Origin of the sequence: Salsuginibacillus halophilus, assembly GCF_003014715.1 — a bacterium.
Taxonomy (GTDB): domain Bacteria; phylum Bacillota; class Bacilli; order Bacillales; family Marinococcaceae; genus Salsuginibacillus; species Salsuginibacillus halophilus.
This window is the reverse complement of the sequence record NZ_PYAV01000011.1, coordinates 37,113-63,409: the sequence shown is the minus strand read 5'-3', so window position 1 is coordinate 63,409 and position 26,297 is coordinate 37,113. Positions and strand designations below refer to the sequence as shown.

Sequence of the window (26,297 nt, the reverse complement as noted above, 5' to 3'; positions counted from 1 at the left end):
TAATTACGGGCAACCAAGTTCAATGATTTTGATCATTTGTTTAGCCGGCCTATTAGCTTTAGTTTTTATTCGACGTCAAATTGAAGAGAAACAAGGAGCAAATAAGTAAATTCCGCGGCTGCCCCACTCCTCGGGTTCAGGTGGATACTATTGATTGAAGTAATTCGTTGTTAGAAGGAGGAAACGTCATGTTGACAGTAAAGAATTTATCAAAGAAGTTTAAAAAAAGTGATGTATATGCGGTTAAAGATGTCAGTTTTGAATTGACAAAAGGAGAAATTGTCGGATTACTCGGGAAAAACGGAGCTGGTAAAACAACAATTATGAAGCTAATAGCAAAATCATTAATACCTACTGAGGGTGAAATCGTTATTAATGATAGAGACATCTTAAAAGGTAACAATATGTTAAAAGATGTGAATTTGATGATTGAATCAGCGTTCTTTAATCATTTATCTGCATATGAGAACATTAAATTTTATCTAACAATTAATGACATGGACTATTCAGAAAAAGAAATTAAAAATGTCTTAATGTTGGTTGATCTATGGGAAGAAAAGGATCATAACCCGAGTCAATTTTCGTTTGGTATGAAACAAAGGCTGGGGTTAGCCATGTGTTTATCTTCTGCACCTAAACTCGTAGTTATGGATGAACCTTTTGTAGGGTTAGACCCTAACGGTGTAACTGCTTTAATAGAAAAATTAAGAGAATGGGTTGTAGATAGAGAATTGACAGTATTGATTTCTAGTCACCAGTTAAGTGAATTAGAGATGATATGCGATCGATACATTTATATAGACAACGGGTTATTAGTAAAAGAGTTCGATAAATCGTTAACCTCTGTTACAGTTATCAAAATCAATGATGAAATTGATCCGTCAGTAATACAAAAATTCGAGCATACTGAAATGAATCATAAAGAAATAACCACGTCATTAGAGAATGAGCATTTCAATGATTTAATCAAAGTGTTATCTGAGGAAACATCTATCACAGATATCAATAAAAAAGATCATCTAAAAGATTTATTTAAGAAAGGGGAAGAAGTATAATATGAATCATTTGTTTTTACCGATTTTTAAAAACACCATTAAGATGAAATCAATTTGGTTATATTGGTGCTTTGGACTGGTTCCATTTATTGTGATTTTGTCAGCAATATTTAATTCTGATTTTTTACAAATTGAAACTGATAGTGGGATCACCATGACAGGCTTGGATTTATTTTATATGTTGTTTGGTATACTACATAATTTATTACTGCCATTTGTTATTTTAGCTTTTATCATTTCAAAGGTATTCTATGATGAAATACATAGTGGAATCATATTTATGTATAAAGATATTAAAAGGTCTTCAATTTTGTTTTCTAAATTAATCACATTGCTTATCATTCATACGATTTTTAACGTTATATTATTTATAAGTTCCACCGTTGTTTATTATATTCATACAGGCTCTTTAGATAACACTTCTCCCCTCTTACTTCCAGAAGGGACTAACCTTTTAGCGTTCAGCCTTGAACCAATAGGCATATATTTAGTTCAATTGATAGCCATCGTTCTTGCAATTACTTTATCTATCAAGTTGAGTGCAGGGTATACGATACTAGGAACTTTATTGTTCATATTCTTTACCACATTGGCGCCAATGTTAGGTGTATCAAAGTTTTTAGTTCCCACTGGTTATACTGATCAAATAGATTCATTAGGTTTATATGGTGTCTTTGCAATCATGATTATGATAACAATCATTTATTTAGCAGCACTATTAACATTTGCGATCAACCGTTTCAAAAAAGTTGAATATTAGTTCCGTATATATAGATCTTCACACCCTGGTCCAGTCAGCGATTATAGGAATGTTAATCATTTTTACAAGGTACATGAAAATCAAGGAGGAATTTTATGGATTTATTTATGGTTTTACTCTTGATATTAGGTTTGGCACTAGCAGGACTAGGCTTTTATATCATTTATAAATTTTATCAAAAGCTTTAAGCTGCTATTTTGGCTAACGCCAATCAAAACCCCCCCCCCCCTTTTTTTGTGTGGTGCCTGTCCCTAGTACGGTAAAAAGCCAATGCACAAGCAGAGACTGTCGACGATTTATGGAGTGAACAAGATTTTCAAGCTGTTGAATTGATGATTATCCACCTCGATACCTATTATGATGAGACGGTAACAAGCTAATGTGCATCGTCGATCAAGAGGAGTTGAACTATAAGTTCGTTGATTTGGGATCCATTAACTGCTGAAGAGCTAGTGAACTTTCTACCGGGATTGCATTTATTGTCTCAACAGCACATTATTTTGGTGGATTGTTGTGTATGTAATTGTTGTTAGATAGGGGGCTTCTGCCCTTGGCGGGGGTGCAAGTGGAGCCAAACTTGCTGCAGTTTTACAACTTGGTGATTCTGCTATTTCAAGTGCGAATGCTGGAAACACAGGTGTAGCCATTCGTATTATGGGAAGTGTAACGTATTGGGTAGAATCTCAATAATAATAATCTAGTACGGGGTTGGTTATTGTGACTCTTAGAAGTTTGCGTATTTTAAAACTTGTTGTAATAGTTTCTGTCGTTATTCTTGCTTCTCTAGCATTTATTAACAGTGCGATTCGCTTTGTTAGCGCCGATCATGTATATATGCACTTGACGACAATTTTTCTGTCTATTTCTCTAGCCGGGATAATTGCTTTGCACTTTATTAGACAAGCTATTAGTCAAAAGGAAGAGATGAATAAGAATAGTAGTTAGGAATCCAAGCTTGCCTTTGAATATGATATGTAGTGTCTGTCACCCCAGTGCGGTAAAGCACAAAATGAAGATAAACACTAAAGGTTAGACCCACAACTTCACTATATCTTTTCCATTAGCAAGCTGTACCTGTCTCCCCATTTTCGTTACCGCGCCGGTTGGACAGGTACGATAATGATATAGCGGTTGAAATGTTAAAAAGTGCATATGCAAAAGGCATCTTATTTGAAGCCAATGCAGGTAAATTCGTTAGTTGCTTTCTTGACAAGAAAATGAGTAATTTAACGTCAAGAAGTCTCTTTCCACTTGTGGAGTTCCACCTGTTTCATAACACTTATCACTTGCAAAATTGATTTCTTTGTTATTAAAGTACGACTGAGAGCTGATTAAAAAAATACGACTATCAAAAAGGATAAGGCACTTACCACAATCAAGAGCGGAAATACGACGAAACTGAAGTGGTTGATACTTAGATTTTAAATCTGCTTGCTTCCGATTTTGTGAAGTCTACTTCGGAAATACATCATTCCCACTCAAAGGCTGTTTCATTTCGAAGCTTCCTCTATGATTTAACAGGCGGCGAAAAATCCTGCCTTGTTCGTTCAGGGTTCTATTTCTCCCTACAAACCTCATTCCATATCTAGGGCTTTAACCCAGCTGTTTATGTAGCCATCCACAATCTGCTGCTTATCCCAATTGTCATTGAAATTCGGAAAAATGAACGTTTGATACACCGTTAGACCGTAAGCTGGTGCGATTGATTTAATGAGCTCGTACTCCTTTGCTAGCGCCTCTTTTGAAGCAAACATATTCCATTGCTCTAAGTACTCATCTAGTAATGCCAAAGCGGCTGCTTTTGAAAAAAATTGTTCAACTTCTTCTAAAAAAGTAACTACACTTAAAAATGGGTGTGAAAGACAGCAATCCGACCAATCATATATAACTGATTTCCCGTCTTGAACGATGATATTACCACCAAAAAAATCCCCATGCTCTAAAGCAAGTGGCACATTAGTTGATTTTAAGAGCTCCGACTTATTAATTAACCTTGGAAGAGTTACAATTAATTTTTGATAAACTTCACTCTGAATGTAATTGCTCCTATACAATTTATACAACGTACCTTCTGAATAATCTTGGATGATGTTAGATACAGGGCGGACAGGACACTTTAATTCTTTTAGCTGCTCGATATGCTCGAGAGAATTTTTTTGTATATCTGCCAAACTTAAAACCGCTTCTTTCCAATAAGTCATGTTTGTAGTTTCTCCCAACAAAGGACCTTTTAACTCTTTCATGACGTAGCAATTTTGATCCATTTCTGCATCAATGATTTCTGGAACATCAAGTGGTTGGTATTGATGCAAAAAACGACTTACTAAAGGTTCATGTGAAAATACACTTGGCACAGCCTTAACAAAATAGCTTTCCCTCTGGCCGATAACTTTGAACAATGCTGACCTTTCCCAACTTCTTACCTGCTCCACCCGCAGAGAATCATCGTAGAAGGTTTTTTCAAGCCATGCCTCCATTCGATTTCTCCAACCAAATTTGAACCACGGAAGAGAAACTTGCCTCGAAGCAGACCTCCAACTTTTTAAAATTTTCTTCTCCCCATCACTTAATTTATCAAGATGATTGTGTAACCACTTAGCTTTAGAAGGCAGTAATCCCTTTTCCTGAATGAGTTCAACCACAAAAACGCGCTGCTTTTCATTTTCATAATGACACTTGATCACATTTGTCTTTATGTTGTACTCGTTTTCTAAGTAACGGTTTATGTGATTTGTAACTGCAATATGTGAAGCTTTAGCCCTATATGACGGGAGTGAGATTGCAATTGAATCTACATCAACTAATATTGCTTCATCTTTTTCAGCGTAAATGATGAACGTATGTAATAATTCATGATCCAAAGTTTTCACACCTTCCCTCCTTCAATTAATATTTGCTTAGCAGCTAAAACTTAATACAGTTACGCTTTTTATTAAAAACGAACAATTTTCATTTTGTTTTAAATACAGCTTCACCTATGAGTGCTGAAACGCCACCTACAATTGTGAGTATAATTGCCCTGTTCACGCCGGTAAGTTCAGGAAACGTATAACTTAAAGTTAACGAAACGATGACTACAACAATACCTACAAATATTGGTGTTAACCACTTTTAATCCATGATAGACACTCTTTTCAAATGGATTTCTTCAATACTTATGATCAAAATCAAACTTAATACGGTAATTGAAATTTTTGAAAGTGATTTTTTACAGGTTTCTTCCTCTTATTCAATTTAACTATTGCTTGAAAAAGCTAATTTAAAAGACTTTGTTGCAGTTCAAATGTTACTATTTATAGAAAAAACGGAGCTGCCATAAAACGAAATGGTCCGCTTGGTTTTATTGTTTTTTTCAACTCAAGCTTACCGCTAGCAGAAAGACGATTTTTAAGAATTCTCTTCCTTCCAGAAATTATTTTCATCCCTCTTTGCCAATAAAGAGAAATTTTACTGAAGTGACAGCTTCGTTAGTGACATTTTTATTAACCATCACTTGAAACTTTCCATGACTTTAATGACAAATAACAAGCAACCGAAAACATTATTAACCCACCTATCCAGTAATACAAAGTTTGTGGCAAGGAAAAATTAAAATAGGTCGTAATTGCGTCTCCAAAAAAACTTAGAATGAATATTGCTATACATATATATAAACTCTCCAGCAAAAAATGGATAGGTTTGAGTTTATTCTGCTGTCTTCGAATTAAACCCCACGCCCCAATTGCACCAATGTATAGTGCCCAGTCCATACTCTCACTCCAATTTTAAACCCTTTTTATATTAAACCATGTTACAGGAATTTTCCCCGTTAGTATGGAACAGTATGATTAAGTAAATTTAATTTTCTTTGGATTTTGATAGAAAACAATTTAATGGTCCAACAAAAATCAATCCCGCAGCGGATATGCCTAAGAAAACTGCTGAGTACGATACCAACTCAATGTCTTTGCCCAATATATAATCTGTAATCATACGAAGGGTAGTAACGATGACTGGGAAGATGACCGCCCAAAATAACATGATTTTTAAGATTTTCGACATATTCACTTTTCCCTGTTTATCTTTATTTGTTAAAAAATCATGTTCAATTAGCTTCATAAGGATTTATATTTTGCAGCTCGGTGTTTTCTTGTGCGGTCCAATCACCCAACGGTCATCCCCCGAACATTACCGTAATAAAATTCTTTGAGTTTAACCAATATCTTCTTTCAGGTCTGGCAGCACTTCATCTATAAGAGCATTTACCATTTCTTCATTGGTTTTTGAACCATCATATACCGCAAATTCGATACCCGTATAATGCCCGTCTTCTCCCAATTCACCATTAGCCGCGATCATGTTGTTTTCTTGAGAAGAAGGTGCAACATCATAAATATCGAAATCATCCGTTTCTTCTAAAAGCTCACTTTCCTCAGGCTGAACAGATGACATTTCTTCACCTACAAATATTTGTAGGTAGTTGTGCTCCTCATCCAATTCTCCTTGATGCTCTTGGTAAAAAAACACCGTTCCTTGATCATTAAAAGTTTCAGCGTAACGCTCACTCGTTTCAAACACACGGTCTGAAATCACCGGTGTTGGGTGACTATGATCTGGGTCAAAATCTTCTTCATAACCGGCGGCGTTTTCTCCACCACACCCCGTAACTACACTGAAAAGTAAGGTTGCTGTCATACCGTACACACACAGCCTTAAAAGCTTTAACAATTTAAATCAACTCCTTTAACAAATAATGATTCTTTTACTTTGACTCTATTTTTTTCCTCGTTCTTACACAAGCTTGTATTTGTAGAAACAGATTAGTATTCTAATCACTTTCCTTCCATTTTCGATTACACCAAGAATATGAGCAGTAAATTTCCTTTTATAGTGATTGACCTCCGATTTCTATAAAATGCGCTGCCTCATTTTCTTTGATATACTTCAACCAATACTTTACGTTACAGTAGCTTGTTTGTTGGCAGCTGTACAATTTCATGTAACATTTACAATAAGGAGCAGGATCACTATGAAGAACGTCGGGATATATTTGTTTGATGATGTTGAAGTGCTGGATTTTGCCGGCCCTTATGAAGTGTTCTCTGTTGCTTTTACAAGTTCCGATCAAGGGCATGACCCATTGTTTGAGGTGTTAACAATCTCTGAACAAGGTGAAAAGGTGGTGGCCCGTAACGGTCTACAAATTGTCCCAGACACGAGCTTAGACGCAGCTCCTGCCTTTGATATTCTTATCATTCCCGGCGGAAAAGGCGCCCGGGTCAATGAAATGAACAATGAAAAGCTGTTAGCTTGGATCTCTGAAAGACAGCACAACGTGGAAGTGTTAGCTTCAGTTTGTACAGGTGCACTTATTTTGGCAAACGCTGGTGTGTTGGACGGACGAGCTGCTACGACGCACTGGGGATCCTACGAGCGTTTAGCTGCTTTTCAACATTTACACGTGAAGAAAGATGTGAAATTTGTAGATGAAGGAGATATCGTGACCTCAGGGGGTATATCCGCCGGTATCAATATGTCTTTTCACCTCGTCGAACGCTTCGCCGGCAAACAAGCTGTCGCAGAAACCGCGAAGTGGATGGCTTATGATTTATAAACATGAAGCCGTTTTATACAGCTTGTGAAACGGCTTGTTTAACTCATTTTAAGCACTATCAAATGTTCCACAGACCCTTGTGCTGGATCGGAGTCTAATAAAACTTCATCTTGTGCCCAGACCTTTACATTATCTTCTGCAGTGAGATCTTCAAGTGTTATATCATTTCCATCTTCATCAAACATGGGCTTGTGCGCGCCTGGATTCTTAGATGTAAACCACACTTTTGCACTGCCATCATCATCTCCAGCCAATGAACCAGGACCTTCCATTAAAAACCTTGATTCCTCAGCATCAATTTCCAAAACTTCACCTGATATATCAGGATCTCTTTCTAGTGAGTCTGCATGACTACAACCTAGCAATATAAGCATACACGTTGCATATATTGTGAACCTCTTCATTATATTTCCTCCATTGCATCATTTAGCCAGTTGAACCGTATCTCCAGTCCTCCACGTCTGACAATCACTCTTTTGAAACGAACATTTCCGGCCAAAATATGATGTGGCGTATACATAAACGCTAAAGCCATTTAACAGCTTGCATTCTTATGTATGTTTTAGCTGTAACATTGGGTAGTTTTGCATGCAAAATACGAATGTCAATTCTTTCAATCTCAATTCCTTTATTTATTTACTTTGTTAATTTTTAGACTGCCTAGCGTGAACTTCCAATTACTCACTTTATATGTTAACTTCTACTAAACAGGCATGCAACGATTTTTGGAAAGGATTGTCTGAAAAAGGAGAGCTTTTATTTTTGTTTATTTTCACGGTAATGATTAGCGCGCAGTGTATTCGATATGATCTTTCTGAAGGCGATCCTTTTCTGGCATCACCAAGATGATCACAAGTTGAAAACCTTGTTCAAAATGAAGGGGTTGCTGCAAACTTGTCTGATCTATAGATCAATTTTTGCAAACTTATTTAAATGCTAAAAAAGAAGGAGATATGTAGTCATGGCGTTTGCTAACCTTATAGGAACGGCAAATATCACTTTGGTGGCTTTTATAATGCTCGTAGCCATCATCATCTGGGTACTATTTAAAAAACCGAAACAAAAGAAAGAAAAATAAACAAACTTTTGTCTTGTAGGTCACATACTGATTGACTGAGAGGGTTAGAAAGGAGTACATATTGTGCAGGCGATCGAGCAGGGGCTAATTCTATTTCTTTTCATTATGTTTATTGCTGCGTTCTTCTATCTTGTAAGGCTGTTCGTGTTTCATTATTTAAGTGACTTTTATGATCGCCTTTTCCAAAAAACGAACAAAGTGTTTCAAAAGCTTCATAAATAAAATACAAAGCAGGGAGGGTCGTTACAATGGCAGCTAAAGCTGCATCACTCATGCGATTTTTCATTTACGCCAGCCCATTTATTTTTCTTCCTTTTGTGCTGCTGTATGTCACTTTTTATCTAGCGGGCGGTCTGCGACCTGAAGATTATGCGTTAGGAATTGCCGCATTATTTGCCTTTATTGCGACTTCCACCTACGCTTTATTTTTTCGACATTGGCGCAAAACGAGCCGTGTTAATTTAAATAACCATGAGACCCTGATGTTAATGAATAATCAATTTTTAACATTATTGATGCTGCCGGTTGCTCCCACTATATTGTTTCAGCCACTCGACTTTTTTACCCAAATGATGCTTGTAGTACCCGTCGTTGTGATTTTAATGTACGCTGTATTTATGTTAATCATCAATCGCCTGAATCAACCTGTCCCCCAGGATTTAACCTCAGCGCATGAGAATGAAAAGTTAATTTTTTCGAAGCAGATCAAGCGCTTAAAGAAAGAGGGGCGCCGTTTTCAAACAGCCTTGTACTATGAAGAAGACAAAGAGATGAAAACCGTTAATGTGCGACCTAAGTTTGTTGTCGAGGCCAACTATGAAACTTTTGCAAAAGTAATCTATGATCAAAATGGAAGTATCACCTCTGCAGTCCTCTTTATAAGCTTGTTTCAGTTTAAAAAGTTGTTATCTTCATAATTGGTTTAGTGTCATTTCTAATTAAAGTATTTTAGTTTTTTAAGCGATACAAATCATTACTTTCACTTATAAAAGGATTTGAAATTTATGATAAAAGCATGGATAGCCTCACTTGTGGCAGCACTAATATTTGCTATATTTAATAGTGTGTTGAGCATTGGAAATGATGCAATATTTATATTTGTTATGTATTTTATATATAGTTTGCCGGTATTCATCGTGGGAGGGACGATAGCTTCATATGTAGTGAATAAATGGTTCAATGGGTATTTCATAAAACTAGTTATTTATAGTCTAAGCGGCGTAATATTTAATGTTTTTATTTATGTGGCGATCATAAATAATTATCCGATCAATGACATTTTTTATTATTTAATATTAGGTGTGCTAGCGGCTGTTATCTACTATCATGTTTTGATTATAGCAACAATTAAAGGTTAAAAGTCCCGGTCTATAACGAAGGAGTCATTTCTGTTGTTTTTTATCTCAACCGGCAGCACAATACCATCAACTGCCGGCTGAATATCAAAGCCTCGATACGTTTGACCGCCCTCCACAAATTCCAGTTCGTATGCTGTAAGTTTTATATCATCATATTCCGCTGTTTCACCTAAGCTGAGCGGCGGATCGTCTTCTGCGGTGCAAGCACCGAGCACTAAAACGGCCGTGAGCCAGCCTGCAAGTTTAGGAAAGCTGATAAACAAATGACTGCCTCCTGTGACAATGACTTATTCATTTTTGAAAGCTTCAATTTCTTCAGCATGTTCGTCTTCGTACGCGTCTACAATTTGATCTCGTTGTTCGTGCCACGCCTCACGCGCATCACTATTACCTTGGATCTCATTTTCATCAACTAGTTTTTCACGCAGCGCTTCTTCAGCTAAAGTGACCTCTTCCAAAATCGGCATGTACTCTTCCCAGTATTGATCAACGGTGATGCCGCTCTCTTCTGCCAGCTCTTCAACCCTTTCTGAAGTTTCATCGCTGCCACGAACCTCCACACCGTCTTCGGATTCGCCTTCTTCAATCATTTCTCTTTGTTCCTCAACACGTGCTTGAACGTCGGATTCATCAGGCATGACGCCTTTTTGTTGCGCTTGATCTTTTACAGCAACTTGTTGAATCTGCTCTTCATATGCCTGGGCTTCTTGATCATCGACGCCGTTTATACGCAGTGAAGCTACCAAGAATTCATGCGTATCACGGTCCATCTCCGCAAACATCTCTTCATCTGCTTGTGGAGAATCATCGTCTCCATCACCGTCAAACAAGTAAACTCCCATGGCTTCACCTACCGAGTTTAAATCCGTCCCGTCTTCTTCACTTGCAAGAACGAATGTTGCCCCGCCGATGACAACGAACACTGCACCAGCAATGATCATGATTAATTTTTTCATTTCGTTCACCTCTCATTTAATGCTGCTTTAATTTCACGTTGAATATGCTCTCTCGTTTCTTCATCCAAGGAGCTTTTTTCACATTGATCCGAATGCTTGTATTTAAGCTCTTTTCTTAGTTTGTTCAAATTATAAGAGATTAACAATAGTGCAAATAAGATGAGTGTAGAAAGAATAACTTCCATTCAAATGCCCCCTTCTAAACATACTTTTAAACAAGTGGGATTAAACGCTGGCGTTTTCAGTTAACTTGTTCGCAAGGATCATGTATAAAAGTAAACTTATCGGAGGCGTTACAACCAATAACACTAAAAAAATAATTCGAACGTAAAACGAAGATATCCCATAGTAATGAGCGACGCCTCCACATACACCAGCGATTGACCGATCGTTTACTGCCTTTTTTAATCCATTTTTTAACCCCAACGCCCCCTTGATGTTTATCAGTTGAAAAAGCTAATTTTTCCCTAATTTACCTTTATTATGAATATTTTCTCACAAACCTAGTTTGTTATAAATAGAAGCGTTTCACCTTATATGTTTTTGAGCGGATATACATTCGGTTGGTCTTTATATAAATACTCGTGATACTTTGACAAATCCAAATTTAATCTCTACCATAATAAACATATTTTAACAAAATACGATCCTATATTTAAAGAATGCTCTTAAATTTTCCAAATCGCCTAAGAATATGAGCCGAAAAGCTTCCTAACTTGAGGGCACCGCCTGCAATTTTTGTGTGGAGCGTATCCCCTACATAAGCGATGTGATCTTTTATGAAAAACACCACAAAAAATCTTTTCAAACGGCCTGCTTTCCGGCAGCTGCTGTTTTCACAGACGTTTAACTCGCTTGCTGCGATCTTGTTGCAGGTCACCGTCATGGTGGAAGTCTATAACGCCACAAGTTCTGTATTTGGGGCTGCTACTGTGATCGGGGTGATGTCTTTATCAACATTTGTAAGTGGGATGGTTGCTTCATTGATCATCAACAATTACAAACTGACCCAGGTGATCCACGTGGCTGGCTGGTTCCGCGCCGTGTTTGTGCTCATCATTGGCGGGCTGCTTTTACACATCACACCGGTGACACTTCTGTTTCTTTATATCACGTTGATGATGTATGCCTTCGTGACAGCATGGTATCAGCCGGCAAGGTTTGCTTTACTGCCGTTAATTGTTTCAAAAGAAGACTATGTTAAAGGAAACGGTCTGTTAGTGATGATCCAGCAAACGCTCATGACAGCCGGGTGGGCCATCGGCGGTGTATTAAACGTTCTCGTGTCTTTTCCTTATTTAATCATTTTTACTGCACTCGCATTTATCACGTCAGGCGTACTTGCAACTGCCATTCGCACGAATGAACGATTGGAGAAGAAATCTGTTAAAAAACATGCTTGGAAAAAGGTATGGCAGATCCCGGTTGTGCGAAACATCACACTTATGGAAACGTTTGAAGGGATGGCCAATGCGATCTGGACGTCGGCACTGTTGTTATCGTTCACGCATGTGATCCTCAATCAAGGGGCTGATGTATGGGGATTTATTAATGCTGCCTACTTTACTGGCGCTATCCTTGGCAGCGTGCTTGTCACGTGGCAGGCAAAACTCCTTGAATTTCGCATTGGTATCATGATCGGCTTAAGCGGGGTGTCGATGGGGTTATTAACATTGCTATTTTCAATGAATGACATCGTGCTTCTCGCCTTGCTTTTATGTGTGCTTATGGGTCCGATGTATCAAGCAAGAGACATTTGCCAAACGTCGATTCTGCAAGATGCGATCCCGGCCGACGAGCGACCGAATGTGATGGCCGCTCGATCTGCATTTTTAAAACCGTGGAACGGACTCATGGTTATGGCTGTCGGCGGGCTGGCTGACATTGCCGGCGTACAGACGATCTACATTGCAGCTGGTCTCTTGTACCTTTTATCTGCCTGCATCGCTTTTCAAAGCAAGGCGCTAAGGAACTATGAGATTCAAACGGAGGAACAAGTTGTTGAAAAAGAAGCTGAAGCTTGAAGGCGTTGGGCGTAAGAAAAGCAGATTACTTTATCTTTGGATGACCCTAGCTTCAGCTGGTGTTTACCGCAACGTAATCCTCATTTATAAAAGCAGCCGGCACACAAGTTTGGCTGCTTTTATACGTATCTCCTCCCCCCCACTTTCATCATTTATAAGCGTTCTATTTTGTTTCGTTCAATTGTAAGTTAAATTCCCCCTTAAACAGTGCCGACATTTTTCTTCATCAACAGTTTGTCTAACTTTGTCGGTTTTTACTGGATAAACGAAAATTCAATTGTAAAAATGTTATACAAATCTCTCAAAAAAAATACTTTTCGACAATATATTGACTTTTATGTACAAAGTTAATTAGGATATATGTAACAGTTAACAACTGTCAATATGAAGCTTCACCGCAAAGATGGGCAAAACAGCTGAAAGGCTGTGACGCAAAGCTTAGGGCCTAATGGGAAAAGCAGCGCTATCCTTATGGTCGCCTGGCCGCCGGGGAAGAAGGTTCTATTCTATCAATTTGAATATAAGGTCGACATGATGTTAAATAGACCTTCCTCCTCCCAAAGATTTCGGCTTCGCTTTTTCACCGCCAAGAAACTTAAGGGAGGTTTTTTTATGAGCAGACCGACAAGATTTTTTGCAAGCACCGTTGAAAGTGCTGTCCATAACGCTGAACAGCATTTTGGCAAGACCTCTGACACCCTTGAAGTGAGCGTTATTCAAAAGGAAAAGCGCAATTTTTTCGGCTACTTGAAAGAACGAGCCATCGTTGAAGTTCGTTTATCTGGCGTTAAGATTGATGAAGCAGCAGACAAAACCGAGCAGTCATTTCACGAGCTTATCGACGACATGAATTTTGATACAGAAACGGATGATGACCTCAATGAATTATGCCAAAAAGGGAAAGTCTGGGTCCAAAACGGCAAGCTTCATGTGAAAGATGGAGAAGATAACTTCCCTGTCATCGAACCTGCCACCGGTGTGAAAATCAGTATTAATGGACAAGAATTCCAGAAAAAACAACCGGTGAAAGAGTCTGATGATATTGTGATTGATGTTGAAAATGAACGTATAGAAACGAAATGGAAAATGGCAGTGGACAATAAGGGCGAATCGGTTGTGTTATCCGTTGATCCAGGATATTTTCTTGTGCGCACATTAAAAGATCACTCACCTGCAGAAAAAATAAAGCTTGTCGCAACCGAGAAGAAACAAATGCACAACCAGCTGCTTATGAGCGATATTTTATCCGAGCTTGAAAAATATAAAGTTACCTATGGCATTGATTATGATGCGATTCAGCGGGCTTGTGCGACTGAAACAGCCTCTGAATTTGTTATTGCTTTAGCTCGACCGCCGGTAAACGGCAAAGACGGAGAAGCTACATTTAAAACAGAGCTCGAATCAGAACGCACACTTCCACAGGAACATCTTGATGGGTCGGTTGACCACCGGGAAACTTATGATATTCCGAGTGTCGAAGAAGGTGAAGTGATCGCTGCGATCCAAGACCCTGAACCCGGCAAAGATGGGATCGATATTTACGGGCGTATATTAACCGCAAAAGATGGTAAGGAACTTATTGTGAAGCCTGGCAAAGGGGTTTCTTATTTAGAAGGGGAACAGCGCGTAGTCGCGACAGATAATGGGCGGCCTCATGTAGACAGTCGTGGACGTATTCTCCGCGTCTCCGTTCTCCCCTGCCTCGTTCATTCTGGTGATGTCAATATTGAAACTGGCAACCTTGATTTTGTGGGAGACATTGATGTTCAAGGTTCCGTTGAAGAAGGGATGCGTATAGAAGCAGATGGTTCAATTTGGGTGAAAGGTTATGTTGACCATAGCAAGATTCGTGCAGGCTATTCAGCCACAATTCAACGAAACGTGATTAACTCGACAGTAGTTGCCGGCAATCATCAGCTGGCATTGTCGAAAATTGGCGCTCCCTTGGAAACCTTTTTAAGGCATATGAAAGAACTTATTCATGCGATCCGTCAGATTCAACAAGCGAAAGGCTTTAAACAAACAGATTATGACAGTGTTGGGTTAAGCTCATTAATACAGCTGTTAACCGAGCAGAAAATGAAAGCTCTGCCTGATCACGCAAAGCTGCTTGTCGATTTGATTGATGAGCACGAAATGTTGATTGATCAAGAATGGTTAAAGCTTCGGGACTACTTGCACCGCCAGTTTATATTGTTCCTCCCACGGGTTTCTGCATCTTTAGATGATCTCGTTAAGTGGCACCAGTTTATGCAGCACCTGTATGAAAGTACCCTTGCTGAAGAAGATCCGGATACTAATCTAACCGTCGGCTATGCGACAAACAGTCACTTGTACAGCAGCGGTCATATTCATGTCACCGGCCGCGGTTGTATTAACAGCATCTTACACGGCGCCGGGGAGATCAATATTGCTAAAACGGTGGCCGGCGGCGAGGTCCGATCAGGAAGCAGTGTGTCTATCAAAACCTCAGGGTCAATGGGCGGCGCCAAGACTGTCATCCAAGTACCAGAAGATGGTGAGATTAACATCAGTTACGCGTATACCGACACGATTATTTATATCGGTCATATCAAACATCATTTTTACGATGATGCTGAACATGTTCAAGCTTCGTTAAACAAAGACGGCACACTGAACCTTCAAAGTACAACAAAGAATTTGCAAGGTTTATGAAATTCTCATATACCAGCTTAGCTTCATGCAATAATGAATGTACAAACAAGGAGTGGTTTGATGGAAATTAGACAAGCTGCTACCCGTGATGTTAAGCAAATCGCTCAATTATTAGAACAACTTGGTTATCCGACAACAATTGAAAGGCTTCATCAAAGAATTAAAGTAATCGAAGCCCACCCGAATCACGACATATTTGTATGTGAAACCCAAGAAGGGATTGTAGGAATGATTGGCTTAAATACTGGTCTGTTTTACGTACAAGACGGTTCTTATGTTCAAATTTCCGCCCTGGTTGTTGATCAAAACCACCGGGGACAAGGGATCGGCAAAAAGCTGTTGGAAGAGGCAGAACAATGGGCCGACAAAAAAGGGGCAGCTGTTACAACGTTAAATATTGATAAGCACGTTGAACATCGCACACCCCAACAGTTTTATACAAAAATGGGCTACGAACGTGAAAGCATTTTTTTCAGTAAAAAGTTAACTGAACCTCCACACGAATAAATTCGGTGGGTTCTAAGGTACTTCAAAGCACTTCCCTGCAAGCTGTTATGTCTGCTTGCAGGACTAATGCTATTCCCTTAGACTTTCATCAACCACGCATAGCCCAATGGCTTACGTTACGGTTGTGTCGGCTCGGTTCAAAACCAAAGGAGGATTTAAGATTGTCCTTCTCTTTGTTTTAATTCATTGATGTCACTCATGATGTCTTTATATAAACCTTTCTTGTCGCTAACTTCAAACCAAAAGGAATAATCCAACACATTCACAACTTCCCTAATTATTTTAGGTATCTCTCCCTCATAATCAAGTATCTGTTCCCAATCATCAGTACCTTTCATATAACTTTTAGCGAAGTTTTCAGCAATAATTTTTATTTTTTCTTTGTTTAATTCCTCCATATATTTACACCCCCATACTGAGTATCGTGCGTTCATTATTTCTCAGTCTGTTAACCTCTCGATCATGGGAAGTCTTAAAGGCTTCCCACTTTTGATGGCAGGCTTCGCTGTCAATTTCACACAGATTTTCTTTCACATTCATAATAAGGAACGCACTATAAAGATCACGTTGTATCTTCATGCCTTCAAAGTCGTTCCACCGTTCGCTAACGGTTTTCTTCACATAGCCTCCGTTGAAATGGTTGAATTGACTCGCCTTCACTTTGAACGTATCAATTTTCTTCAATTCATTATCATCGTACTTTAACTTGTTATCCAAAATGGTCAACAGCATAGACGGGGCTTTGTTCAACAATGACTTTCCAAACCGCTTTTTACGATTGATTTTACCCGTTTTCTCGTTGACTGTTGTTTCCTTCGCCCGCCTTTGAAGCCCTTTATAGTTCATCGCTTCCACTTTAATGTCGTCGCCGAGCGACAGAATCCAATTCACCATGTTGCTGTGCTCTTGATTTCGCATGTCAGCGATTTTTCGGTTGATTTCAGCCAACTGAACTTTCGTTTTCACATAGTTTTTACTGAAATGCCATTGATCTTTTGTTCGCTTAATCGTACCGTCCTCATTGTACTTGTGCGGGTTATTCGCCCTGCGTTGGCGGTCTAGTTTCCTTTGCAGGATTCGTTTCTCGCGCTCCATCGTGTTGACAGCAGGGGCAAGTTCCAACAGTTTTACTTCCGTTGTGCTGACAACCGCAATCGTCTGTGTGCCAATATCAATACCGACCTTTCCAATACCACGCGGTTGTTTCACTTCTCCTGTTTCTCGATCTGTCTTTTTAGGGGGAACACCTTCTAAAACTAACTGAACAAAATAACGTTCTTTTCCACGAATCATTTTTCGTAGTATGCGACAGTATTTTACCCGATCTAAAAGTGCTACATGGGCGTACTCATCACGATCTTTGGTTTGTACAGAAATCTTCAAACCATTCCATTTTACGATGTTGTCTTGAAAACGAATCCCTGATGTATTTGTTTTTCCTTCGACGGAAGAAAGTTCACCACGACGTTTAAATACGACTTGATTTGCTGTGCCATAGGCGTATTTCTCAAACGTCAACCAACTACGTGTCGCTATTTTTTGCGATGTGTTACTATCTATATTCTTCTTAAAATGCTGCTGCATTGGCTTCACATAAGTATGAATGGCATACTCATTCAATCCGTACTCCTTATTCAACTCTCGAAGGACTTGATTTCGTTCTTTGGATTTCGGTTGTTGAACCCAATACCGATACATTTTATCCTGCTTCAAACGTTTGTGTCGCTTCAACAACTCACCTAAGCAGGCATTGTAAATGTGTCTTGCGATCTCTAAACGCTTGAATATCACATCTTCTTGCCACTTCTCTGTTGAAAGGGGGAGGGTTAAAATATAGGATTGTTTAGCCAATGGGACTCCCCCCCTTGTCTACACGTTTTTTTGATTCTTAATGTACTCTCTAACGGTTTCCTCAGAAATGTGTCCAACAGTACAACTAAAATAACTCCTAGTCCATAGATTAGGTAATCGGCTTTTTAATTGCGGGTGTTTCTCTCTTAAAATCCGACTGCTAATACCTTTGAAGTCTTTTATGACTTTGTGCAACATTCGTCTAGGGTCAAACTCAATAAACATATGTACATGGTCGGGCATGATTTCTAAAGACTTTATCGTTATCTCTTTTTCCTCTGCAATTTGATAAAATATCTCAGTTAAATCATTCGCCACATCATCAACAAGCACTTTCCTTCGATACTTAGGGCAAAAGATAACATGGAATTGATGTTTATAAACGATTCCTTTTTTATGAGTATAATCTGTCGTCATATCAATCACCTCTTTGAATTAAGTGTAACACAAAAATTAGATAATTGAATAACAAACTAATCAAAAAGGCGAAAAACCGACGCAATTCTTCCCGGTCAATCAATTGAGGGGCTTCCTTGCGTCTTTATCGTGATTACGGCAGATCATTACCAGCAGCACGGTACAGCTCGTACCATTCTTCACGGCTGAGCGTAACGTCTACAGCTTCAGCTATTTCTTGAATCCGGCTTGGATTCATCGAACCGATAATTGGCTGCATCTTTGCCGGATGCCGGAGAATCCAAGCCGCAGCAAGCGCTGACACATTCGTATGTTTTTCAGCTGCCATCACTTCAAGTACGTGATTTACGTTTGGAAAATCCGGATGACCGATAAACACGCCTTCGATCATGCCGTGTTGAAACGGAGACCACGCTTGAATGGTCATGTTATTCAGCCGGCAGTATTCAAGAATCCCGTTTTCGCGCACAACCGCTGCATCATTGCGCATATTCACGTTAAGCCCGGCATCAATGAGCGGCGTATGTACGAGGCTGAACTGCAGCTGATTTACCAGAAGCGGCTGAGTGACCGCCTGCTTAAGCAGCGCGATTTGGTGCGGGTTATGGTTACTTACCCCAAAGAAGCGGACTTTACCGGCAGCTTCTAACTCATCAAAAGCCGCTGCCACTTCCTCCGGCTCCATTAACGCATCCGGCCGGTGCAGTAAAAACGTATCCAAATAATCCGTGCCAAGCCGCTTCAAGCTGTCTTCAACCGACTGAATGATATGTGCTTTGGAGAAATCATACCATCCTTTTTGAATGCCGCATTTGGACTGCAGCAAAACGTCGTCGCGGTTGAGGCTCGTTTTTGTAAATGCCTCGGCGAATCTCGTTTCAGCCTCACCTTTTGCGTAAATATCAGCATGGTCAAACAAATTCATCCCTACTTCTGCCGCCGTTTCAATCACTTGAGCGGCGTCACCGGCAGTAAGGTCCGCCATGCGCATGCAGCCAAGGGCCATCGCCCCAGTTTTGATATGACTGTTACCTAACGTCAGCTCATGCACCGTTGTTTCCTCCTTCAAGTTAGCGTTTTATTGGGTCCATTCCCTTTTTAACAACGAATAGACGTCATGATCGACAAATGTGGTATAGAGCCATTCCTTTTCCCGGAGACGCCCTTCTTTTGTGAATCCGAGTTTTTCAGGGATATTTTTGCTTTTCGTGTTGTTTACAGCTACCTTAATTTCAATTCTGTTAAGTTGAATCGTTTCAAAGCCATAATAAAGCAAACATCTGCAGCACGCCTGCATGATCCCTTTCCCTTGAAACTTCTCGCCGAGCCAATACCCGAGCGCTCCTGTTCGATTCGTCAAATCGAGTTCGTTGAAGCTGATCGTGCCGGCAACCTCTCCTTCGTGGACAATCGCAAAAGATTTAAGGTAACCTCCCGTTTCTTTCAGATCATGATGCGTGCTTTGAATGAATTTTTCCGTATCAGATACGTCTTTAATATGATCCAACCAGCCTAGCCACGCACGCAAATGAGCTTTTGAATCCATCGTCAATCGATAAAACGCCTCAGCATCTGTCGTGTAAAACGGCCGGAGTACCGTTTGCTCGTTCACTTTCATCTCCAACTTAACGTCCTCCTAAAAAATCACCCATGATTGTGTTATACCAAACAGCACCACCGGCGTGTGCAGCACTTTATCAACCCGGTTTTGATCAGCTTGGAGTTTCAGCCGAAAACGAAGCACAACACATAAAAGCACCCCAGCTGCTGCCCCTGCCATCCCTGCACTCATCAGAGAGATCGTCTCAAACAATAACTTGTTAATGAACAACGCACCTACGATACTGATCAACACGACAACGCCCCCGCGGCTAAGTGTCATCTTTTCTACTTGATCTACATCTGTCAGCCAGCTGACAGCTATTAAAATGCCGGCGCCAAACATTGCGACGGTAACAGCTGAGGGATATTGAAGACGGATTTCGAACGACAACATCCCGAATGCGACCAACAGTCAGGTAGTGATCACTGCGGTAAAAACGCTAGTGTTTGCGATAAATTTATATCTATTCTGCATGAAAACCCTCCGCTTCACGTTATGTAAAATCCTGCTACACTCAATTATAATAGACGAACTATGAAATTACCATATTTCACAAATTGAAAGGATCTACCATGTTACAAACGCAGGTGAAGGAAAGTCACGTTCACTGCCCGGTTGTTGTCATGAAATTCATTCAGCCAAAAAATAACCCTGAGCGCCTGGCACACCAGACCTCAGGATTAAATATTTATTCACTTAAAGCATCGCGGAAAACATCTGCGTTATGCTCCATCATGGAGATATACGTTTCTGCGCCGCTCCCTTCTTCACCGTGCGCATCCGTATAAACCGGTTCGTCAAATACCGGAACCCCAGCATCCTCGGAAACTGACTCCATATAATCCGGGCTTACTGTCGTTTCATTGAACAAGTAAGGCACTTCGCGCTCCTGCACAATATCCACCATCCGTGCAATCTGCTGTGGTGTACCTTCTTCATGAGCATTCAGTTCCCAAATACCTTCTGTGTCAAAGTCGTACGCTTCACCAAAGTAAACGAAAGCATCTTCACTATTTGTGATGAGTCGGTTTTCTTCTGGAATGTCATCTGTGTTTTCTTGAATATAAGCATCGAGCTCTTCAAGTTCTTCAATATACGCTTCAGCGTTTGCTTCAAAGGTTTCAGCTTCATCCGGTGCAGCTTTACTTAACGCTTCAGCAATGTTTTCCGCATAAATTTCAACATTGGCCGGATCGAGCCAAGCGTGAGGATCTGCAGTTTCACCGTCTTCAAGCATGATTGGATCCACACCATTACTTACCGGAACGGCCGGCGTGTCGGTCACGTTATCCATGAGGGACTCAAGCCACGATTCAAGACCCATGCCATTAATGATGAACACATCTGAGTCACTGACATGCTCAAAATCGCTCGGTGTCGGCTCGTGCTCTTCAGGTTCCTCACCGAGTGGTACGATGAAATCAACTTCAGCTTCATCACCAGCAATTTGTTCAACAATATCGCCGAGGACTGAAAAGCTGGTTGTGATCTGCAAGTTGTCTGCGTCAACTTCATCCAGTTCTTCCGGATCTTCAGTTTCAGCTTCTTCGGTTTCTTCTTCAGTTTCCTCCGCGCCTTCAGTGGTTTCCTCTTCTGCATCACCGCATGCTGTAAGTAACATGCCACCGGCAACGGTGATCCCCATCCAGCTTATCAATGTTTTTTTGTCCATGGTATCTACCCCTTTTTTTACTGTACATTGCGAGATCACGCCCGCCCCGTAACAGCCTTTTTATACCAACGCACCGCCACGCCTTGTTTCGGCGAGAAAAACAGTGCAATTGTAAATAATATTGAAGCGACAAGCACAATGGAAGCGCCTGTGGCCACATCATAAATGTACGAAAAGTACACGCCACTCACAGCTGAAACGACACCGAATACCGAAGATAGAAACAGCATCACCGGCAGGCGCTCGGTTAATAAGTAAGCGGTCGCCCCTGGTGTGATTAACATTGCAACGACAAGGATGATCCCAACTGTTTGTAGTGAAGCCACTGTGACAAGCGATAAAACGACCATTAATACGTAATGAATGAGTTTTACCGGCATGCCGATCGCTTCTGCATTTGTCGGGTCAAAGGTTGATAAAACAAGCTGCTTGTAAAAAAGAAATACGGCAGCTAACACGACAACCGTTATACTTCCAGTAAGCCATAAGTCGTTTTGTGAAACCGCAAGCACGTTACCAAATAAAATGTGCCAAATATCAACACTCGTGCCATCAAGGGTCGTCACTAACACAATCCCTAAAGCAAACGTTGCGGTTAATAAAATACCAATCGCTGAATCGTCTTTCACTTTACTGTTTTGGCTAATAAAGCCAATTCCCGCAGCAGCGAGTGTACCGGTAATCACCGCACCGATGAAAAAGCCGCTTGCGCCGAGCATGTAACTTAAAACAACCCCCGGGAGCACGGCGTGGGAAATGGCTTCACCCATCAGGGCCATACCTCGAAGAATGATAAAGCAGCCGACAACACCGCATAAAATGCCGACAAGGACGCCGGCAATGATCGCATTTTGTAAAAATGTATAGTTTGTTACGGCTTCAAAAAAATGCGTCAACTGTTCCATTAACTTGTCACCACCACTTGCTCTTTGCCTTCACCAAGCACAGCAACATTGCCGTCGTACGCCCGGCTGACAAGCTCCGGCTGAAACACCTCATCTTTTGCGCCAAAGCCGAGCAGGCGCTGGTTTAACAACATAATCGTGTCAAAATACGTTTCAACTTTACTTAAATCATGATGGACGACAAACAGCGTTTTCCCTTGGTTACGTAAGTCCCGCAGTAAATCAATAATAATGCTTTCTGAAGCAACATCAATCCCGGCAAACGGTTCATCTAAAAAGAGAACATCACTATCCTGCATCAAAGCCCGGGCAATAAACACACGCTGCTGCTGTCCGCCGGAAAGCTCCCCGATCTGCCGGTGGGAAAAGTCGAGCATGCCGACTTTTTCCAAGCAAGTAAGTGCCTTTTCTTTATCTTTTTTTCCGGGCCGCTTCCACCAGGCAAGGTGTGCGTAGCTTCCCATCACAACGACATCTTCCACACGAACTGGAAAATCCAGATCAATCGAGCGGCGCTGTGGAACGTAAGCGACACGTTTACGTACTTTTGAAATCGGTTGACCGAGCACTTCAACTTCACCTTCATTGCGGCCGATCATGCCCATAATCGTTTTAATTAAGGTTGATTTCCCTGCACCGTTTGGCCCGATAATGCCGATTAACTGCGATGGCTCAGCTGTAAATGAAACATCATCAAGTGCTGTTTCTCCGTGATACGATACCGAAATATTTGATACTTGAACGGCTGGTGCCAACGAGCACCCCTCCTTTATTTGTTTTTCATGGTTGTTTTTGCGAAGGACAAGTAATTTGCACATGCGCAACTTTTATTCAAAAAAATAAGACTTGTGCTTATAGTTGTACAAAGGGAATGAACTTGCCCTCGACCAACTTTTTCTTCTAAAAAAATCGCTTCACGTTTTTAGCTAATTAAATCTTACGCTTTGTTCGCTTCGTTTGTCAATTATATTGTACGCTTTGTTGTGACAAATGTGCAACTTTCAAAAAATTTTTGTTTCCCCAAAATAAATGGCGCGCCAAGCATAACCTGGCGCGCCATAAACTGTCGACAAAGTAGAAAACCAAACATTCACGGACATCTTACGGCTCCGAGCCTCGGGCTGTTGCATGAAGAGGATAAAAACCGAATCATGAACGTGACCAACACTACCGACGGACGCTTTCCCGAGGGCTTGGCTTCACTTCCATAAAGGATTAATATTTTTAGGTGTCAGGCACAAAAAAGGCGTGCCAGACACCTAGCCCAAGTATGAAATAAAGATCGGCTCTCGAGCATCGCCGGCAACGCCTTGCAGAACAACGAGTGAGAAGATCCCACAGGCAGCGGGTGTCTGCCGAGGAAGTTGAGGCCCTACCCGAGGCAAGCGTCCGCCGAAAAGCGACGTCGGCCTTCATTTTTCTTAAAAGTTTTTCTACATGCTACGACGCGCCAAGCACAATATGGCGCGCCGCATCATTTACGTTAGATTTTCAATAATCGTCGCATTTGCCATGCCAAGGCCTTCACAAATCGCGAGTAAGCCGTATTTTTCATTCCGCCGCTTTAACTCGTACGTGAGGGTCGTTAACAACTTCGTTCCGGTGGCGCCAAGTGGATGACCAAGCGCGATCGCTCCGCCATTTACATTTAACTGCGCGGCGGAAAATCCAAAGGCTTTCTGCCAGTGCAGCGGCACAGACGCGAAAGCTTCGTTTACTTCAGCTAAGGCAATGTCTTCAATCGAAAGCCCGGCCTTAGCGAGTGCTTTTTCCGTCGCCGGCACTGGCCCGGTTAACATAAGCGTTGGGTCCGACCCAACGACGCTGCGGCTGATGATGCGGGCGAGCGGCTTTAATCCGAGTGCCTCTGCTTTATCTTCAGCCATCAACAATACTGCAGATGCGCCGTCGCTCATCTGGCTTGCGTTACCTGCGGTGATGTTTCCGTCCGCTTGAAAAACCGGATCTAATTCAGCAAGCGCCTCAAATGTTGTATCCGGCCGCACACCTTCATCTTCAGTCACCGTCGTGCGCGCACCGCCGGTATCTTCAATTTCCACTGGTAAGATTTCTTCTGTAAATGCGCCGGCTTCCTGGGCAGCTGCCGCCCGCGTATGGCTCGTGAGTGCATAGTTATCGAGCAGTTCACGGCTGAAGCCGTTCAGCTCGGCGATGCGCTCGGCAGATAACCCTTGATTGATCATTTCATATTTTTCTTTTAACACCGGGCTGTACGTATCTTCTTTCATATTGGAAAACATCGGCACACGTGTCATACTCTCCACGCCGCCGGCAATGACAACGTCCATATCGCCGCTTTGAATGGCCTGTGCGCCGAAATGTACGGCCTGCTGGCTCGAACCGCACTGCCGATCCAGGGTGACACCCGGCACTTCGATTGGAAAATCAGCAAGAAGCGCTGCCTGCCGGGCAATATCCGGTGCCTGCTCTTCAATTTGTGTGACGCACCCGGCGATCACATCTTCAACTTCTTTCGCCGGCACGCCGGCACGCTCAACGACGCCTTTAAGCACCTCGCTGAATAACTCATCCGGGCGCACGTCTTTAAACGCGCCTTTTCGCCGGCCGACCGGCGTCCGCACGGCTTCAACAATGACTACATTACGCATCACATCTGCCTCCCCGTAGCATGAATGAATCGCCACTCACTATTTTTGTTAGTATAGCACACACACGAAATCCCGGAAAGCATGCTAATGCATGTTTCTAGTCGTTATTTACCGTGCAAAAGCCGCCCGGACGACAAACGTTATATCCGATGCTTCGAACATTCCGGTATCAACCGTTTCACCGTCTAAAATGTCAAAACCTAATGTTGTGTTTGACGCTCTAAATTGCTTCGCAGCAATGATCGCCTCATCATTATCTTGAATAGATACTGGATGCTCTTGCGTCGCAGACACTTGCCCCCCACCTTTACGGGATCCTTCTTCATCAACAGGTGGTTCAAAATAGCCTTTTGTATGCGCCGGGAATTCTTCTGCACCGTTCACCACAATCCCCAACTCATCTTGATGATGATCATCAGCCCTTTCAGAAAGCTCTGAATCTCTATAAAATTTGATGTGGCTCATCCCATCAATTTCAGTATCAATATGTAAAAACTCATCATCCACCAAATCTTGTCCCTCGTATAACTCCACCCACACTTCCATCGTGTTGTAGTTGCTTCCGGCGTTGACATCATAAATATAGCTGGACGGTCCATGTGCCATATTGATCAACTCTTCCCGGTCACTAAGGTCTGCATGCTGAATGGTATTGATTTCCGGCTCATCGCTGCTGCAAGCTGTGACTAACCCTGCACTAAGAAGTAATGCTGCTGTGCTTTTTGCTTTCATTTTCACCATCTCCTAAAACTATGCTTACAATGACTGATTTTTACTTTTTTCCAACTCACCACATTATCGGTCTCATTGCGTTTGCCGTCAAGATGATTGATTAAAAAACGCCGCAGGCTTGTGTACCTGCAGCGCGTCTAGTTAATTTGCTTTATTCAATGGATCAAATAGGTGTTTTAGGTCGTGACATCCTTAGGTATTTCCCGACCGTCTCACTTTCCGAAGCATGAGGAAAATCACAAGCATAGAGATAAGGATTAAAGGCGTAAAGTTCCAAAGCGTTGGTTCACCTAATACAAATGATAAGACCCTCTCGCTATACACAGGTAAACCTGCCCACCTTAAAACTCCTAAGACTACAAGGCCAATTAAAACGCCTAAGACACCTAAGGAGAAACCTCTTAGTTTAACTACAACCACACTCCTTAAATAAGTTACATTTTTTAACAAGAACTTAACCGATATATATTTACGTGCATG

The 26,297-nt window shown here is 41.3% G+C and carries 26 protein-coding genes and 1 riboswitch; of the genes, 8 read left to right on the top strand and 18 right to left on the bottom strand.

All coding sequences use genetic code 11. The annotated features are described in order from the left end of the window. Positions 1 to 188 precede the first annotated feature (188 nt). On the top strand, positions 189 to 1,055 hold the full coding sequence (locus B0H94_RS11375; RefSeq protein ID WP_106589391.1) for an ABC transporter ATP-binding protein: 867 nt from the start codon (positions 189 to 191) through the stop codon (positions 1,053 to 1,055). A 1-nt stretch (position 1,056) separates the two neighbouring features. Next, positions 1,057 to 1,815, top strand: a complete 759-nt coding sequence (locus B0H94_RS11370) for a hypothetical protein (protein WP_106589390.1) — start codon at positions 1,057 to 1,059, stop codon at positions 1,813 to 1,815. A gap of 1,574 nt (positions 1,816 to 3,389) precedes the next feature. Here B0H94_RS11370 and B0H94_RS11360 read toward each other — a convergent pair. Beyond that, entirely contained in the window at positions 3,390 to 4,685 is a 1,296-nt protein-coding gene (locus tag B0H94_RS11360) for an aminoglycoside phosphotransferase family protein (RefSeq protein WP_106589389.1), read from the bottom strand. Between the two features lie 1,321 nt (positions 4,686 to 6,006). After that, on the bottom strand, positions 6,007 to 6,522 hold the full coding sequence (locus B0H94_RS11345; RefSeq protein WP_106589387.1) for a hypothetical protein: 516 nt from the start codon (positions 6,520 to 6,522) through the stop codon (positions 6,007 to 6,009). A gap of 301 nt (positions 6,523 to 6,823) precedes the next feature. Between B0H94_RS11345 and B0H94_RS11340 the strand changes: the two genes are divergently transcribed. Continuing rightward, complete coding sequence (locus B0H94_RS11340; protein WP_106589386.1) at positions 6,824 to 7,408, top strand: DJ-1/PfpI family protein; 585 nt, start codon at positions 6,824 to 6,826, stop codon at positions 7,406 to 7,408. Between the two features lie 38 nt (positions 7,409 to 7,446). Here B0H94_RS11340 and B0H94_RS11335 read toward each other — a convergent pair whose 3' ends face one another. After that, positions 7,447 to 7,812: a hypothetical protein gene (locus B0H94_RS11335; RefSeq protein ID WP_106589385.1), complete on the bottom strand. Its 366-nt coding sequence runs from the start codon at positions 7,810 to 7,812 to the stop codon at positions 7,447 to 7,449. A gap of 922 nt (positions 7,813 to 8,734) precedes the next feature. Between B0H94_RS11335 and B0H94_RS11330 the strand changes: the two genes are divergently transcribed. Both B0H94_RS11330 and B0H94_RS11325 read left to right on the top strand, forming a co-directional pair. Then, a complete protein-coding gene (locus B0H94_RS11330) occupies positions 8,735 to 9,403 on the top strand; it encodes a hypothetical protein (RefSeq protein ID WP_106589384.1) in 669 nt (222 codons plus the stop codon). A gap of 87 nt (positions 9,404 to 9,490) precedes the next feature. Next, the gene (locus tag B0H94_RS11325; protein WP_106589383.1) at positions 9,491 to 9,844 is read left to right on the top strand and encodes a hypothetical protein; all 354 of its coding nucleotides are present in this window, start codon (positions 9,491 to 9,493) and stop codon (positions 9,842 to 9,844) included. On the opposite strand, the gene B0H94_RS11320 is transcribed toward B0H94_RS11325, so the two are convergent. Genes B0H94_RS11320 through B0H94_RS11305 form a run of 4 tightly spaced genes read right to left on the bottom strand, consistent with a single transcriptional unit; the run spans position 9,841 to position 11,226 of the window. Beyond that, positions 9,841 to 10,107: a hypothetical protein gene (locus B0H94_RS11320; RefSeq protein WP_106589382.1), complete on the bottom strand. Its 267-nt coding sequence runs from the start codon at positions 10,105 to 10,107 to the stop codon at positions 9,841 to 9,843. The genes B0H94_RS11325 and B0H94_RS11320 overlap by 4 nt on opposite strands. Positions 10,108 to 10,131: 24 nt before the next feature. Beyond that, positions 10,132 to 10,800: a hypothetical protein gene (locus B0H94_RS11315; RefSeq protein ID WP_106589381.1), complete on the bottom strand. Its 669-nt coding sequence runs from the start codon at positions 10,798 to 10,800 to the stop codon at positions 10,132 to 10,134. Between the two features lie 5 nt (positions 10,801 to 10,805). After that, the gene (locus tag B0H94_RS11310) at positions 10,806 to 10,985 is read right to left on the bottom strand and encodes a hypothetical protein (protein WP_106589380.1); all 180 of its coding nucleotides are present in this window, start codon (positions 10,983 to 10,985) and stop codon (positions 10,806 to 10,808) included. A gap of 40 nt (positions 10,986 to 11,025) precedes the next feature. Then, the gene (locus B0H94_RS11305) at positions 11,026 to 11,226 is read right to left on the bottom strand and encodes a PspC domain-containing protein (RefSeq protein ID WP_106589379.1); all 201 of its coding nucleotides are present in this window, start codon (positions 11,224 to 11,226) and stop codon (positions 11,026 to 11,028) included. Positions 11,227 to 11,579: 353 nt separating this feature from the next. Here B0H94_RS11305 and B0H94_RS11300 point away from each other — a divergent pair, with 353 nt between their 5' ends. The 3 genes from B0H94_RS11300 (at position 11,580) to B0H94_RS11285 (ending at position 16,007) form a co-directional block, all read left to right on the top strand. Beyond that, the gene (locus tag B0H94_RS11300; protein WP_106589378.1) at positions 11,580 to 12,824 is read left to right on the top strand and encodes an MFS transporter; all 1,245 of its coding nucleotides are present in this window, start codon (positions 11,580 to 11,582) and stop codon (positions 12,822 to 12,824) included. Positions 12,825 to 13,220: 396 nt separating this feature from the next. Beyond that, positions 13,221 to 13,315: riboswitch (cyclic di-GMP riboswitch) on the top strand. A gap of 121 nt (positions 13,316 to 13,436) precedes the next feature. Further along, positions 13,437 to 15,500, top strand: a complete 2,064-nt coding sequence (locus tag B0H94_RS11290; RefSeq protein ID WP_181315381.1) for a flagellar assembly protein A — start codon at positions 13,437 to 13,439, stop codon at positions 15,498 to 15,500. 60 nt (positions 15,501 to 15,560) lie between these two features. Next, complete coding sequence (locus tag B0H94_RS11285; protein WP_106589377.1) at positions 15,561 to 16,007, top strand: GNAT family N-acetyltransferase; 447 nt, start codon at positions 15,561 to 15,563, stop codon at positions 16,005 to 16,007. Between the two features lie 155 nt (positions 16,008 to 16,162). Here the strand turns inward: B0H94_RS11285 and B0H94_RS11280 are convergent, their stop codons facing one another. The 11 genes from B0H94_RS11280 to B0H94_RS11225 all read right to left on the bottom strand — a co-directional run bounded on the left by B0H94_RS11280 (position 16,163) and on the right by B0H94_RS11225 (position 25,817). Continuing rightward, positions 16,163 to 16,405 (bottom strand): hypothetical protein, encoded by a 243-nt coding sequence (locus tag B0H94_RS11280; protein WP_106589376.1) that lies wholly within the window; start codon positions 16,403 to 16,405, stop codon positions 16,163 to 16,165. A gap of 4 nt (positions 16,406 to 16,409) precedes the next feature. Beyond that, positions 16,410 to 17,858, bottom strand: coding sequence for a transposase (locus tag B0H94_RS11275; RefSeq protein ID WP_106589375.1), 1,449 nt, complete (start codon positions 17,856 to 17,858; stop codon positions 16,410 to 16,412). An 18-nt stretch (positions 17,859 to 17,876) separates the two neighbouring features. Further along, complete coding sequence (gene tnpA, locus B0H94_RS11270; RefSeq protein ID WP_106589374.1) at positions 17,877 to 18,275, bottom strand: IS200/IS605 family transposase; 399 nt, start codon at positions 18,273 to 18,275, stop codon at positions 17,877 to 17,879. 133 nt (positions 18,276 to 18,408) lie between these two features. Then, positions 18,409 to 19,326 carry an aldo/keto reductase gene (locus B0H94_RS11265; RefSeq protein WP_106589373.1) on the bottom strand — a complete coding sequence of 306 codons (918 nt, stop codon included), beginning with the start codon at positions 19,324 to 19,326 and terminating at the stop codon, positions 18,409 to 18,411. 27 nt (positions 19,327 to 19,353) lie between these two features. Next, complete coding sequence (locus tag B0H94_RS11260; RefSeq protein WP_106589450.1) at positions 19,354 to 19,893, bottom strand: GNAT family N-acetyltransferase; 540 nt, start codon at positions 19,891 to 19,893, stop codon at positions 19,354 to 19,356. Positions 19,894 to 19,911: 18 nt separating this feature from the next. After that, positions 19,912 to 20,271 (bottom strand): hypothetical protein, encoded by a 360-nt coding sequence (locus B0H94_RS15240; RefSeq protein WP_181315380.1) that lies wholly within the window; start codon positions 20,269 to 20,271, stop codon positions 19,912 to 19,914. A gap of 295 nt (positions 20,272 to 20,566) precedes the next feature. Then, positions 20,567 to 21,550, bottom strand: coding sequence for a metal ABC transporter solute-binding protein, Zn/Mn family (locus tag B0H94_RS11245; protein ID WP_106589371.1), 984 nt, complete (start codon positions 21,548 to 21,550; stop codon positions 20,567 to 20,569). 35 nt (positions 21,551 to 21,585) lie between these two features. Further along, complete coding sequence (locus B0H94_RS11240; RefSeq protein WP_106589370.1) at positions 21,586 to 22,455, bottom strand: metal ABC transporter permease; 870 nt, start codon at positions 22,453 to 22,455, stop codon at positions 21,586 to 21,588. Beyond that, the gene (locus tag B0H94_RS11235) at positions 22,455 to 23,210 is read right to left on the bottom strand and encodes a metal ABC transporter ATP-binding protein (protein ID WP_106589369.1); all 756 of its coding nucleotides are present in this window, start codon (positions 23,208 to 23,210) and stop codon (positions 22,455 to 22,457) included. Before B0H94_RS11235 ends, B0H94_RS11240 begins: the two co-directional genes overlap by 1 nt. 723 nt (positions 23,211 to 23,933) lie before the next feature. Beyond that, positions 23,934 to 25,085, bottom strand: a complete 1,152-nt coding sequence (locus B0H94_RS11230; protein ID WP_106589368.1) for a thiolase family protein — start codon at positions 25,083 to 25,085, stop codon at positions 23,934 to 23,936. Between the two features lie 108 nt (positions 25,086 to 25,193). Then, positions 25,194 to 25,817, bottom strand: a complete 624-nt coding sequence (locus B0H94_RS11225; RefSeq protein ID WP_106589367.1) for a hypothetical protein — start codon at positions 25,815 to 25,817, stop codon at positions 25,194 to 25,196. Positions 25,818 to 26,297: the final 480 nt, after the last annotated feature.